Origin of the sequence: Trichococcus flocculiformis (assembly GCF_900113645.1) — a bacterium.
Lineage (GTDB): Bacteria > Bacillota > Bacilli > Lactobacillales > Aerococcaceae > Trichococcus > Trichococcus flocculiformis.
In genome coordinates this window covers 1-12,472 of sequence record NZ_FOQC01000068.1, presented here as the reverse complement: position 1 = coordinate 12,472, position 12,472 = coordinate 1, and the positions used below count along the sequence as shown (strand labels likewise).

Genomic DNA, 12,472 nt, shown 5'->3' with positions numbered 1-12,472 from the left:
AGTCGAACTTGCATCAAGAACAACTTGACTTTGAAAACAGTGATGCATTTCGTGAGAAATCAAGAATGCGATACCGAATTGAACAAAAGAATAGCGAGTTAAAGAACCGTTATGGTTTAAAAAAATCCATGAGTAACGGTTTATTTGGTATGACTATACAAAGTGCATCGACCGTATTTATCGCAAATATGAGAAAAATAATCAGAGAAATAGAGAAAAAAGGGGCCTAAAGGCTCCCTTTTTTGCGGAAAAATAGCAAGCGAGAAATGGTGAAATGATTTTTGTTGATGCTTTTTACATTCTCTAAGCGACTTTTTCAGCAGCCTCAAGTGGCTTTGACAGGGAATCTAGCGTTGTCCGCGGACGTTTTTGCCCGCCAAGGTAGCTTTTGCGGGTTTTCAGACAGTGGTTTGAACTAAAATAAACCGCCAAAACCATTTTGGCGGTTTATTTCAACATAAATTCAATTCCAGCCTATCCGCGGTAACGCAACGCCAGCCCTTTCAGGAAATTACGCGCATAACGATCGCCGCAAGGCTTGTAGTTGCGGTGCCCTTCTTTGCGCAAGACCGCGCTCAGTTCGCTTTTCGAAACGGTGACGCCTGCCGATTCCAGAATTTCCAGCATGTCTTCGTTTGTCAAAGTCAGCGCGATTTTGACTTTCTTCAGCAGCAGATTGTTGACGTTTCCGTTGTTCAGCAGAAATTCCGGCTTTGGTTCCGGTTCGCCGGGCTTCGCTTGCGGTTTACCGCGTTGAGAAGTGATGAGTCCGTTCAAGAACGATTCCAGTGTCGCATTATCGCAAGCCAGTTGATCATCGCCTGACGGTGCAGCTGCGCCCGCAGCGTCAGTTGCTTCATCTTTCTTTGGATTCTTGAGCATCTTTTGCACGGCTTCCTTCGTCACTTCGAGTCCACCCAAACGGAACACTTCCACCATATCCGCGTCCTTGATGTCCAGCGCATAGCGCAAGCGGATCAGTATATCATTGTTGTCCATATTAAACCTCCAAATTTTCCTGTAAAATTATCCTTTTCCAGTATACCTTGTTGTCATGTGGAATGCATGCCTTATTCGCTCCACATTTTTTTAATTTACCTCTTCACTTCTCGCGCAAATATGTTATAATCAGATATACGAGCAGGTGATTCATCTGTTTAACGGTTCCTTAGCTCAGCGGGAGAGCACTACCTTGACATGGTAGGGGTCGCTGGTTCAATCCCAGTAGGGACCATCAAGCTTCAGTACAAAATAGGAAAGAGGCACGATCGAGAAATTCGATTGTGCCTCTTTTTATGTCCATTTTGAGCCTTGTTTATTCCTCATTCGGCCGCTTCCGGAGCCTCGCCCATCGTTGCATCCAATAAGTACTCGCCTTTGCTGCTGTTGTCTTCGGTAGCGAAGCGCGCGTCCAGATCATTGAAATGCCACCATTCCGAAGCCAAAGGGGTCAGTCCGGCATCGGTGCAATAGCGCTGCAGGAGAATCGCCGCCTCATTCATCGTATCAGCCAAGTTGGCTTGGAGCCACGCTGTCGGCGAGCTGGATTTGACCGGTCCGGTGAACGTAGCCGAAGCCATGCTCAATTCATGGATGGTTGTCGGCATGGTATATTCCGTATAGCCCGTTACGGCGGTCGCCGTATAGTCGCCGATGACGAATTCCTGCTGTTCCGTAATTTTCGCCAAAGTGACATCGATGGCATAGCCCATCTGATGATTCGAAATGCTTGTCGCGATAAACCAGTTGGTATCCCAAGGATGGGTATTGATGCCCGCCATCACTTCCGGATCGGCCGCAGCCAAGGTTGTCAAAGCATCCACTGTCAGCTTTTGGGCAAAAAATGGACGGTACCCCTCATAGATGACCAAAGTATTCCCCTCTTCCAAAGCTGCTTGCTGCGCCAAATGGATTTTCTTCGACATACTGTAAAGCACCGGCACGATATCGGACACTTTTCCCAGCCGCATATTGTATGCTTTCCCGTCGTAAAGCGCCTTCCCGGTTATGCCTGGGATCGTTTTTCCGGAAGAAGCGAACTTGGATGCGTACGTGTTGGTATTGTCATAGATGATGGAGGGGACCACATCCGGAAGATTGATAAAACAATAAAGATGCTGCACCCATCCTGATTCAGTAGCGGTCCGGACATACCACCAATCGCCAACCTCCTCCAGCACCTCAAAAGCGGTACCCGCCTCCAATTCCGAAATCGTTTCGGATCCGGCATCCGCAGTCGCCTTCAGATCCATCAGTACCGAAGCATAACCAGTCGCTCCGTTGACCGGAAGTTCCAGATCACCTTCATACAGCAAAGGCTCTGACTCTTCCGGCCGGACCACCGCTGCTTCTTCGGAAGTTCCCGCTTCGGCAGTCGAACTAGACGAAGCGGTCTTAGACTCATTCGTTTCCGTTTGTTCATTCGAGCCGGAGCAAGCGGACAGCACCATCCCTGTCAGGATGCCGATGAAAACGCGGCGCCAAATTTGTCTTATTAACATATGTATATTCAGTCCTCCATTAAGCGGATACAATCATTTTCACGAGCTCCAACAGCAACAGATGGAACGGATAAAAAACATAGAAGCCCCATTTCATCAGGTTGGATTTCTTGCCTTGACGGCCTTTGTAGAATAGCAGCAGCGGCATCGCCAGAAAAATGCCGATTTGGTAGGATTGCGTCCAACCGATTTCTTTGATTGAAGGGATGATGTGGAACAGAATCCCTATGATTGCAAAACTCAGCAGCTGCTTTTCGATTTGTCCCCTGAACAATCCGAAAAACAGGATCCACAAGACCGCTACATAATTCCAATCAGCCGGGACCGCCAATAGACAGCAGAATAAAACGATGAAGACTTTCAGCGGAAGGGACCAGTCCTCCCGTTTGGCCGCCGCCAATGCGATCAACCCCAGCGCCAATCCCCAGATGACGCTCGTGGCCTGCCACCAGGGAAGCCCGAAATACCAGACATACGGAAAATGCGAAACGGCGGCGAACAGCGCTAACCGCACGATATATTTCTTCAGATTGGATGTGTAATGATAGCCTTCCGCAATCATATAGCACATGATCGGGGCGGCAATCCGCCCTACTATGCGCAGCGCCACACCTTCAAGGCTGTCCTGCGGCACAAATACCGCAAAAATATGATCGAAGAACATCGCAAATATCGCAAGGTTCTTCAATGTATAGGATGATAGATCTTTTTGAATCTCGCTGATGCCTTGCATCGGTGTGCTCCTCACTGTACTTGGTTTCGCAGCGTTTGCTGTAAGCTGATCGACAGGCCAGTTTGCCTGCCCTTTGCCACAGTATAAGCTTCCTGACGTCCGCCAATCCCCGAAAAAAAGGAAGAGATTTGCGGAAAAACTTACGCAATCCGAAATTGGATACGTTAACATTTGCAAAACGCATGCGAGAAGCCATTTTTGGGCAAATTGGACCGTTCACTTTCTCTCGGATTGGACGGTCCCATAGTCCTTTGCATTTGCTAAAATTATCAGCAATATACGAAACGAGAAGGAGGAATTCCTGATGAGATACAAACCGAATTACGCCCCGGGTCCGACTGAGGTACGCGAAAATGTACGTTTGGCCCGCGCAAAAAGAACCAACAACAGCGACTTTGACAAAACATTCGTCCGCTATTACCGTGAGGTCAGCCAAAAAATGGGCAAAGTCATGGGCACCACAAATGAGGTCCTGTTACTTGCTGGTGAAGGGATCCTGGCTCTTGAGGCCGCTTGCGCAAGCCTGACGGAACCTGGCGACCGCGTGCTCGTGCTGGACAACGGCATCTACGGCGAAGGCTTCAAGGATTTCGTCAGCATCTATGGCGGCGTACCGGTCGTCCTGAGTTTCGATCACCGCAGCGGCATCCCCACTGAAGCGGTACGCGCCTATCTGGAGAAGGATTCCGACTTCAAATATGCTACCCTGGTCCATTGCGACACGCCGACATCGGTACTGAACAACGTCGCCGAGCTTTGTCCATTGTTGAAGAAATACGGCATCCTGACGGTGGTCGATTCCGTCGCCGGCATGGTTGGCGAGCCGATTAACGTCGACGAAAATAAAATCGATATCTGTTGCGGCGGGACCCAAAAAGCCATTTCGGCCCCGGTCGGACTGGCGATTGTCTCAGTCAGCGCAGACGCGCAAAAAGCGATGGACAACCGCAAAACGCCTATCGCTTCCTTTTATGCCAATCTACAGGTCTTCAAAGGCTACGCGGAAAAAGAATACTTGCCCTACACGACTTCTGCTGGCGATGTCGCAGCGCTTGATGCCGCTTTGGACAACATCCTGGAGGAAGGCATCGAGACCGTTTTTGCACGCCATGACAGGATTGCTTCCGCAGTACGCGGATCCGCCCAAGCGTATGGATTGGAGTTGTTCCTGGATTCCGACCATTCCAATACAGTCACTGCCATCAGGATACCGGAAGAAATCGGCGCCTTGCGCCTGCAGGACCACCTCAGCGAAAACTACAATCTGTTGGTCGCAACTTCATTGGCACAATACGCAGATGTGATCTTGCGCATCGGACATATGGGCGAAAATGCCTTCATCGACAAACTTATCTATGTTTTGTCCATCATCGACAACGGTCTGCGCGATCTCGGCTTCGCCGGAAACGGGGATTTGGCCCAACTTTTCATCGACATTTACAAAGAAAATAATTAGGAGGCTTCACTATGCAAAAAGCACAAGGTTATTCAAACACTCGCACGTATGATTTGGTTTTGACGGCAATCCTGATTGCGCTCGTATTCGTAGCGACGGTCTTCCTGAACATCAAATTGCCTATCACGGCAAACGGCGGACTGATCCACCTCGGCACTGCGATGCTCTTCCTCGCATCCATCCTGTTCGGGTCGAAAAAAGGCGCTATCGCCGGAGCGGTCGGCATGGCCATCTTCGACCTTATGGCCGGATGGGTTCTGTGGGCTCCCTTCACATTAGTAACCCGCGGCTTGCAGGGCTATCTGGTCGGCAGATTGGCCTGGTCGAAAGATCGTCAAGGGAACAGCTTTGCTGTGAATCTTTTAGCCACGCTGCTTTCGGTTCCCATCATGCTGGTCGGTTATTATCTGTGCGAATGGATCCTGTACGGCAATGCCCTTACCCCGTTCGCTTCTATTCCCGGTAACCTCGTCCAGAACGCGGTCGGAATCGCCATTTCCTTGCCACTGTCGGCAATTTTGAAAAAGATGAATATCGCTGGAAGATAATGAATTGAAAAGGAAGGCTCTGTCTCGTGATGAGACAGAGCCTTCCTTTTTTGTAATAGTCCTCGGGTTGTCTGATTCTTTAACGGTATCGGATTGGTATAGAGTGGGTGAAGCGTGCAATTTTATTTGGTTATTGCAGATAGCACCGGCCAGATGCCCGTATTGACGAATAAAGTACCTGTATTCGTCAATCTTGCCTTTCGCTATGCCCAAATTGTCGAATGTTTTTGAACATTCGACAAATCAGCTCTCTATTGGGGTCAAATTGTCGAATAATTTTGTAGTATTCGACAATTTGATTCGCCGAACGAAACTTTGGGATGCAGGACCACCCGCTCCTTGAAACGGAAACAAAAAAAAGCCCGGAAGCCGCTGCCTCAACAACTGTGAGTCAGGGATTCCGAGCTTTTTATTTACAGTTCTCCGTTCATAGAGAGCCGCTTAGACCTTATTTGCCGCTTATTTGCGCTTGTTTTTTCTTCAAACGCTCTTGTTTGCGCATGTCGATCTCTTTGTAATACGCTTCCCATGATATTTCAATAGTCACGTTCTGCGAATTCGTATAGACGATGTTCTTCATATATTTCTTGCTCCTTCTTTAGCGTAACCATATGCGTACGCTACTATCTTTCAACCTCCTCATATGTCCTTTTTTTCTGTATTTAGAGAAATCAAAAAGGCACTCAATCGAGTACCTTTCCGTCTCTACTTATTATCATAAGAAAGAAAAAGGTATTCCTGTACAGGAATCGCGGCTTTTTCACTATCAAATCTAAATCTTGGAAATTCATGTTGCGGGCACCACAGTGTGGCGCTACATAATAAATTTAACTTCGCTTATTTTTGGTTCCGTTTGCCTGCAGCATCCGCTGCAGAATAGAGAAAAGCCATGGTTCCATACATATAAGATGCATATGTTCTTGGACGTTGAAATGTAACTATAACACGAATATCCGTTCGATGCAAGTGAAACTATTTCTGGAATCAGTGCTTGTTCATTCCTTGCTTTTCGACGAAGTCATGCATGTACATGCGTTGCGGATGAGAGAGCATCTCTGCCATCTGGCCGGTCCAAGTGTCGCAGCGTTCGCCTTCGGTCCGATCCCGATAGTACTCTTGGATCTCTGCGTTGTACTGCTTCAGTTGTTCTTTATAAACCGCATTATTCTGTTGATACTCATTTTCATGATAAACATGTTCGAAAGGCAGGCGCGGTTTCTGATCATTGACGCTGGCCGGATAACCGACCGCCAGTCCGAAGAGCGGGATCACTTTATCGGGAATCTTCAGGAGTTCGCTGACTTTTTCGAGGTCATTCCGCAAGCCGCCTACGTAACAGATCCCGAGCCCCATCGCTTCAGCCGCCAAAGCTGCATTCTGGGCAGCCAGGGATGCATCTACCACGCTGACCATGAATTTCTCGGTGCTCTCAAGCGAGTCTGCAACATCCTTCCCTTCCATCTTTCCGATCACATCGTGGCGATGAAGATCGGCGCAAAATACAAAGAAATGGCCATTCTCGGCAACAAAATGTTGGTTACGCGCGATTTTCGACAATGCGTGTTTTTTGTCGCGATCCGTGACTCCGATGATGGAATAGGCCTGCACAAAACTTGAGGTGGATGCAGCTTGGGCACTACGGACGATCGTTTCTATCTGTTCCGGGCTCAAAGGCCGTTCTTCAAAATCCCTTACCGTGCGATGCGCCAGGATGCGCGCGATCATTTCATTCATCTATTGTTTTCCTCGCCTTCAGAATAGCTTATATTGAATCCATAAGATCATTCTAAAGGAATGCAGCAGCCACGTCCAACCGGGTGCTCAAGGTCCCAACAGCGAAAAAGCCCCGCTCCTTTGCCATTTAGGCGAGGAACGGGGCCGGAAAATCCAGGCATTATATTTTTTTGGCTTCTTTGATTGGGCGTTCGTGTTCTTCAATCGCTCCGTCGCTCAATAATTTTTCAGCGACCAAAAACAGGATCGGCAACAGCACATCATCCGCATAACCGGCCATCGGGATAAAATCCGGGATAATGTCGATTGGACTGATGATATAAAGAATGATCCCCAACACCAGCCATTTTTTCTTGCCTTCGACTTTGGAATCGAACAGGGAAAGGATAAGTGACTTGACTTTACTGAAAGGTGTCAGACTGATTTTCTTTTTTACTTTCATTTTGCATTTTCCTTTGCTGATTGATTTGGACAACCATTCTTCGCACCTAGCTTGTGAGCGGGCTCTGACTAGTTATCGTGAACAAAGTATACTGCTTATCTTAAGTAAATGAATCAGTCTCAAGAATGATTTTTTGGCCTGTCTGAATGCCTCAGCTGTGCCCGACAATCAAATGTGGAACATAAGGCTCTTCCAGGAACGCGACTTCGGCATCGGTCAGTTTGATCGATATGGCTTCCACCGGTTTTTCCAGATGCTCCAGCTTGGTCGCTCCGATGATGGGAGCTACAACCGGTTCCTTCTGCAGCAGCCAAGCCAAGGCGATTTCGACACGGGAAACGCCTCTGTCGGCGGCTATCTAGGCCAATCGTTCGACGATGACCCGGTCCTTATCGGCAGTGGCGTCGTATTTCGAACGCGCCACATTGTCCGTTTCCATCCGTTTGGACGTCTCCGACCAGTCGCGCGTCAAACGACCTGAAGCCATCGGACTGTAGGGGGTCACGGCGATTTTTTCTTCCCGGCAAAGCGGCAGCATTTCCCGCTCCTCTTCACGGTAAAGCAGGTTCAGATGGTTCTGCATCGATACGAAGCGCGTCCAACCGTTCTTTTCTGCTACGTGCAGGGCCTTTTGGAACTGCCAGGCATACATCGCGGAAGCTCCTATGTAACGGGCCTTTCCGGATTTCACCACATCGTGCAGAGCTTCCATCGTTTCCTCGATCGGCGTGTTGTAATCCCAACGGTGGATGATGTAGAGGTCCACATAATCCATATCCAGGCGTTTCAGGCTGTTGTCGATTTCGCTCAGGATGGACTTACGGGACAACCCGGAGCCATTCGGGCCCTCGTGCATCTTGCCGTGGACCTTCGTTGCGATGACCACTTCATCACGCTTGGCAAAGTCCTTGATCGCGCGTCCGAGGATTTCTTCGCTTCTTCCCAATGAATAGACATTCGCTGTATCAAAGAAATTGATGCCCAACTCCAAGGCGCGTTTGATGATCGGCCTGCTTTCCTCTTCCTTCAGCGCCCATTTGTGCAGCCAGGTATCCGGATCCCCGAAGCTCATGCAGCCCAAACAGATCCGTGATACGTCCATCCCTGTGTTGCCGAATTTTACATACTCCATAACTATGTTCCTCCTTTGATTACCCTTTTCTCAAACTGAATGGCTGTCCCGGTGCGTAGGCGTGGATCCTTTCCGGATTAACCACCCGGTCGTACAAGGATTGCGGATCAGCATTGAAAACGTTCAGATCAGGCGCATCAACCGTGCCCCAATGGCAAAGGATCAGATGCGCTTCTGGATAAGTGTTCGCCATTTGGATGGCCCCTTCCAATCCGATATGCCACTCGTTGTCGGAAAAGTCAAAGAGAATCGCGTCCGGCTGCGGCATCTCCAAGTGCTCCTTCATCAACCGGGAATCGCCCGGTGCCCAGATGATCCCATCCGGCGTCTCGATCCAAAAACCGCAGTAATCCTCCAACCGGAATACCCGGTAATTGTATTTGGCTTTTTCATTCTGCCAAGCATGGTCCGCCGGCGTCAGCGTAATCTTTGCTGGTCCGAATTCGAACGTGTCCCCGATATCATGTCCTTCTGCCGGAAAGCCTTCCGCTTGCATCAATTCGGCGATCCGTTCCAACGTCTGCAGATCCCAGACTTTGCCGATTGGATTATGCGGGTTGCAGAAAATGAACAGCGAAGTCGTTTCGCTGGCCAGTTTTTCTTCCAGGTCCGCATAATCGATGGCATAGCTTTCGTCTTCATAGCGCAATTCGCTTGCCAAGACTTTCCGACCGTTGTTCAGGATGGAATTATAGAAGATGTTGTAGACCGGCGCAAGAACGACAATGTCATCGCCTATTTCCGTCATTTTCCGCACAATCGAAGAGATGGCCGGGACGACACCTGTGCAATACAGGATCCACTCCTTTTCCATCTCGAATTGATGCCGCCTCTGCCACCAACGGATGATGCTCTCCCGAAAACTGTCAGGGACGGTATTATAGCCGAAAGCGCCTTTTCGAAGACGCTTTTCGATGGCGGCGACAACAGCCGGCGCCGTTCCGAAGTCCATGTCCGCCACCCACATCGGCAATTCATCCGCTTTGACATCCCATTTATAAGAGTTGGTATTCCGTCTGTCGATGATCTGATCAAAGTCGAATGGCATATTCCCGATCCTCCGCAAGCTGGTATTTGGTGTTTTCGGCCGCGATTTCCGGATCATCCAGAATCAGTTCGCCGATTCCCGAAGCGGTTATCATACCGCTGATCGGATTCTTGACGCTGTCGATGCGGCTGTTCGCTTGAACGTCGACCGTCGAATATTCGAACGCCAGATCCGTGTTGATGATCGTGCAATTCTCCATCTTCACGTTCTCCATATAGCACATGCCTTGGTTACTCTCGATGATGCAGTTGATGAAGGTGACGTTTTTGGAATTCCAACCCAGATATTCGCCGATGATCGTTGAATCCCTAACGACCACATTCTCGCAATTCCAGAAAGCATCTTTTGAAAGCAACTTGGCATGCGAAATTTCGATATTCTTCGCACCATCAAAGGCATAATTCCCCGACAGCGTAAAGTGCTCGATATGGATATTTTCGCTGTTCATCGCAAAATAATCGCCCGCTGCGTTTACATGTTTCAGCGTGATATCGTTGCAGTTCCATAACGTTTCTTGGGCATTTGGCAGTTCCACTCGTTCCAGAGTAATATCGGTTGCTCTTCGGAATGTCTTGGGCGCTTGGATCATGCTGTCGGTTATCGTGATGCCATTTGTGTACCAAATGCCGGAACGCGCAGTTTCCACTAAAGTGATGTTGTTTGCCTGGATGTTCCGTGCATACCACAATGGATATTTCCAGCGGAAGATCGTGTTTTCGAGTACGATATTGTTGCTTTCCTTCAAGGGAGACTCCCCATCTGCAAAAACTGAATGGCTGATCTGCAGGTCTTTTCCTTTGAATAGAGCCCGCTCCCCGGTGAATAGCTGTTGATTAAGATGTTCCATCATTCATTTCCCCTCTCTGATACAATCAGAGCGTACACCTTAACCTTGACATTAAGTCAAGGGATAAAAATAAACCCACCAATTGGCGGGTTTATTTCGTACTTTTTTCCTTTTCTGCTTCAACCTGGGAAATCATACTATCTTTATTGCCTGCAAGGCGCTCCTCGTAGAAATCGATCTTATTTTCGATCACCTCAAGATTGTGCATCAATGCTTGGATATCTTTTTCCAACAAGCGTCGTCGCTTCTCCAAGAGTTCCATCCGCTCCAGCATCGTCGCATCCCCTTCGGCACGCCAAATGGTGTACTGCTTCAGTTCCGCCATCGACATACCTGTGCCTTTCAGATGCAGAAGAAAAGTTACCCATTTTAAATCCTGATCGGTATAGACGCGCAGGTTGTTCTCATCGCGATCCGGTTTCAACAGCCCCTCATTTTCATAGTAGCGCAGCGTCGACACAGGCAGACCGATCATTTTCGAAAATTCTCCGATTGAATAGGACATGCAATCCCACCTCCATTTATTACGAATACTATAGCACGATTATTTAAGAGCCGCCCAAAAAGCTGCATGCAAGGAATAATTAGCACCTCCCCCACACACAGCTTCGCAATTTTTATTCAATAACGTGTTTTAATCATACCTGTGCTGCCTTATTTTTTAGTGAAAGGAAAAAGCATTGGAACTCTTTTGGTGTATTCTTCCCATCCATCATATTTCTCCATATTTTTCTCCAGTAATGGCGTTGATATTTTGATTAATACCGTACTCATTAAAATAGGCGAGATGATTAATAACAGATAATAATAAGGGTTGATGGAATCCGTGAAGAACAGCGTAATACCACTTGCATACAATCCGATCCAAATCAGAATTTCACCGAGATAGTTTGGATGACGTGTGATTGACCATAAGCCTGTTTGCAGAAGTGTGCGTGTTTTTTTGTTGATGTGTTGTCTTAATTGCTCATCCCCGACTACTTCAAAGAACAATCCTACCAACGCAATGAAAAGTGCGGCATAAACAAAATAGCGGTGAGCTGAATCAAAACTGAATTCGTTGTATTTGATGACCACATAGCTGGCAGATCCAACGATAAAGTTGATGATACCCTGAACCACAAACACTCTGAAAAAGGCGGTGATGACTACTTTATCGCCCCACTCTTTCCGCCACTGTGCGTACCTGAAATCTTCAGGCTTCCCGTAATTTCTTTTCAATAAGCGCAAAGATAATCTAAGTCCCCACACCGTAATAAATCCAACAATGGCATACGATAAAACGGTGGGATTTTCAGTCACAAGCAGTGTAAGCCAGCTCCCTACAACAAATCCCATCCCCCAACCAATATCGACAATGGAATTGTTTTTAATGATTGTTGCGATAATAAAGATGATCGTAAAATAGGCAAAGGTAAAAAGTAACGGGACAAGCAGTCCGTCCAAACCAGTATTCGTGAATCCTTGTGTCGCTATCGCTAATGTTGCTATAAATAATAGCGTATAAATGACAATTCTTTTCTTATCCATAGGCCACCTCTTTCAAATTTTTATGCATCCTACCATCTAAAAAAACAAAAAAATTCAGCTCGTTCCATCACTAAGCTATAATAATCTCATTATACACTAATATATGACAAGCAATCGAATAGAAGCTCTTACATGAAGCCCGAATTTTCTACCCTTTTCAGAGAATGCTCAAATTGAACAGGCCATGTGCTTTCACCTCCATTTTCAAAGATACAACAGTACGATATTTTGAGAACGGAAAAGAATTATGAACTCGCGCTTGACTTAAAGTGCACTCTAAGGAGTATGCTGAAACTAACATTCCGGTAGTGCCAAAAATTCTATGGAAACTGCCCAAAATAACGAGGTGATGTGAAAAACCAAGCCTTGCTACTCAAAGTTAGGTGAAACAAACGCTCTTGACAACCGAGCCAATGGTTTCTTCCTTTGCCGTCAAGGGCGACGGTATACAAAAGGAGCAGCACAAAGTAGCCCTTGGCTTAGAAAATTTTAAACCATTGG

At 47.6% G+C, this 12,472-nt stretch carries 12 protein-coding genes, 1 tRNA gene and 2 pseudogenes; 4 read left to right on the top strand and 11 right to left on the bottom strand.

Annotated elements, in window-relative coordinates; all coding sequences use genetic code 11:
• Window positions 1-230 (top strand): annotated as a pseudogene (locus tag BMZ71_RS13690) (IS5/IS1182 family transposase); the annotation flags it as partial.
• A gap of 244 nt (window positions 231-474) precedes the next feature.
• Here the strand turns inward: BMZ71_RS13690 and BMZ71_RS13685 are convergent.
• Window positions 475-999: a YehS family protein gene (locus BMZ71_RS13685; protein WP_086990262.1), complete on the bottom strand. Its 525-nt coding sequence runs from the start codon at window positions 997-999 to the stop codon at window positions 475-477.
• A 163-nt stretch (window positions 1,000-1,162) separates the two neighbouring features.
• Here BMZ71_RS13685 and BMZ71_RS13680 point away from each other — a divergent pair.
• Window positions 1,163-1,234, top strand: a tRNA-Val gene (locus BMZ71_RS13680).
• An 88-nt stretch (window positions 1,235-1,322) separates the two neighbouring features.
• Here the strand turns inward: BMZ71_RS13680 and BMZ71_RS13675 are convergent.
• Together BMZ71_RS13675 and BMZ71_RS13670 are read right to left on the bottom strand one after the other, a co-directional pair.
• The gene (locus BMZ71_RS13675) at window positions 1,323-2,501 is read right to left on the bottom strand and encodes an SH3 domain-containing protein (protein ID WP_218142836.1); all 1,179 of its coding nucleotides are present in this window, start codon (window positions 2,499-2,501) and stop codon (window positions 1,323-1,325) included.
• A 19-nt stretch (window positions 2,502-2,520) separates the two neighbouring features.
• Window positions 2,521-3,234, bottom strand: a complete 714-nt coding sequence (locus BMZ71_RS13670) for a TraX family protein (RefSeq protein ID WP_086990259.1) — start codon at window positions 3,232-3,234, stop codon at window positions 2,521-2,523.
• Between the two features lie 304 nt (window positions 3,235-3,538).
• On the opposite strand from BMZ71_RS13670, the gene BMZ71_RS13665 reads away from it, so the two are divergent.
• Together BMZ71_RS13665 and BMZ71_RS13660 are read left to right on the top strand one after the other, a co-directional pair.
• On the top strand, window positions 3,539-4,690 hold the full coding sequence (locus tag BMZ71_RS13665; protein WP_086990256.1) for a pyridoxal-phosphate-dependent aminotransferase family protein: 1,152 nt from the start codon (window positions 3,539-3,541) through the stop codon (window positions 4,688-4,690).
• An 11-nt stretch (window positions 4,691-4,701) separates the two neighbouring features.
• Window positions 4,702-5,238, top strand: a complete 537-nt coding sequence (locus tag BMZ71_RS13660; RefSeq protein ID WP_086990253.1) for an ECF transporter S component — start codon at window positions 4,702-4,704, stop codon at window positions 5,236-5,238.
• Window positions 5,239-5,686: 448 nt separating this feature from the next.
• Here the strand turns inward: BMZ71_RS13660 and BMZ71_RS15485 are convergent, their stop codons facing one another.
• The 8 genes and pseudogenes from BMZ71_RS15485 to BMZ71_RS13625 all read right to left on the bottom strand — a co-directional run bounded on the left by BMZ71_RS15485 (window position 5,687) and on the right by BMZ71_RS13625 (window position 11,971).
• Window positions 5,687-5,818, bottom strand: a complete 132-nt coding sequence (locus BMZ71_RS15485) for a hypothetical protein (protein ID WP_256957881.1) — start codon at window positions 5,816-5,818, stop codon at window positions 5,687-5,689.
• A 404-nt stretch (window positions 5,819-6,222) separates the two neighbouring features.
• Window positions 6,223-6,972: an oxygen-insensitive NADPH nitroreductase gene (nfsA, locus tag BMZ71_RS13655; RefSeq protein WP_086990250.1), complete on the bottom strand. Its 750-nt coding sequence runs from the start codon at window positions 6,970-6,972 to the stop codon at window positions 6,223-6,225.
• Window positions 6,973-7,132: 160 nt separating this feature from the next.
• On the bottom strand, window positions 7,133-7,414 hold the full coding sequence (locus BMZ71_RS13650; RefSeq protein ID WP_068561953.1) for a DUF1232 domain-containing protein: 282 nt from the start codon (window positions 7,412-7,414) through the stop codon (window positions 7,133-7,135).
• 151 nt (window positions 7,415-7,565) lie between these two features.
• Window positions 7,566-8,546, bottom strand: a pseudogene (locus tag BMZ71_RS13645) (aldo/keto reductase).
• Window positions 8,547-8,565: 19 nt separating this feature from the next.
• Window positions 8,566-9,594: an aminotransferase class I/II-fold pyridoxal phosphate-dependent enzyme gene (locus tag BMZ71_RS13640; RefSeq protein ID WP_086990244.1), complete on the bottom strand. Its 1,029-nt coding sequence runs from the start codon at window positions 9,592-9,594 to the stop codon at window positions 8,566-8,568.
• Entirely contained in the window at window positions 9,578-10,441 is an 864-nt protein-coding gene (locus BMZ71_RS13635) for a DUF3737 family protein (RefSeq protein ID WP_086990268.1), read from the bottom strand. Before BMZ71_RS13635 ends, BMZ71_RS13640 begins: the two co-directional genes overlap by 17 nt.
• 91 nt (window positions 10,442-10,532) lie before the next feature.
• A complete protein-coding gene (locus BMZ71_RS13630; RefSeq protein ID WP_086990241.1) occupies window positions 10,533-10,946 on the bottom strand; it encodes a MerR family transcriptional regulator in 414 nt (137 codons plus the stop codon).
• Window positions 10,947-11,095: 149 nt separating this feature from the next.
• Window positions 11,096-11,971 (bottom strand): DUF1295 domain-containing protein, encoded by an 876-nt coding sequence (locus BMZ71_RS13625; RefSeq protein ID WP_086990238.1) that lies wholly within the window; start codon window positions 11,969-11,971, stop codon window positions 11,096-11,098.
• Between the last annotated feature and the right edge of the window lie 501 nt (window positions 11,972-12,472).

Excerpts from the sequence above, each read along its gene's own strand:
- BMZ71_RS13685 (WP_086990262.1), bottom strand. The coding sequence starts at position 999 with ATGGACAACAATGATATACTGATCCGCTTGCGCTATGCGCTGGACATC.
- BMZ71_RS13675 (WP_218142836.1), bottom strand. The coding sequence starts at position 2,501 with ATGTTAATAAGACAAATTTGGCGCCGCGTTTTCATCGGCATCCTGACA.
- BMZ71_RS13670 (WP_086990259.1), bottom strand. The coding sequence starts at position 3,234 with ATGCAAGGCATCAGCGAGATTCAAAAAGATCTATCATCCTATACATTG.
- BMZ71_RS13665 (WP_086990256.1), top strand. The coding sequence starts at position 3,539 with ATGAGATACAAACCGAATTACGCCCCGGGTCCGACTGAGGTACGCGAA.
- BMZ71_RS13660 (WP_086990253.1), top strand. The coding sequence starts at position 4,702 with ATGCAAAAAGCACAAGGTTATTCAAACACTCGCACGTATGATTTGGTT.
- BMZ71_RS15485 (WP_256957881.1), bottom strand. The coding sequence starts at position 5,818 with ATGAAGAACATCGTCTATACGAATTCGCAGAACGTGACTATTGAAATA.
- nfsA (WP_086990250.1), bottom strand. The coding sequence starts at position 6,972 with ATGAATGAAATGATCGCGCGCATCCTGGCGCATCGCACGGTAAGGGAT.
- BMZ71_RS13650 (WP_068561953.1), bottom strand. The coding sequence starts at position 7,414 with ATGAAAGTAAAAAAGAAAATCAGTCTGACACCTTTCAGTAAAGTCAAG.
- BMZ71_RS13640 (WP_086990244.1), bottom strand. The coding sequence starts at position 9,594 with ATGCCATTCGACTTTGATCAGATCATCGACAGACGGAATACCAACTCT.
- BMZ71_RS13635 (WP_086990268.1), bottom strand. The coding sequence starts at position 10,441 with ATGGAACATCTTAATCAACAGCTATTCACCGGGGAGCGGGCTCTATTC.
- BMZ71_RS13630 (WP_086990241.1), bottom strand. The coding sequence starts at position 10,946 with ATGTCCTATTCAATCGGAGAATTTTCGAAAATGATCGGTCTGCCTGTG.
- BMZ71_RS13625 (WP_086990238.1), bottom strand. The coding sequence starts at position 11,971 with ATGGATAAGAAAAGAATTGTCATTTATACGCTATTATTTATAGCAACA.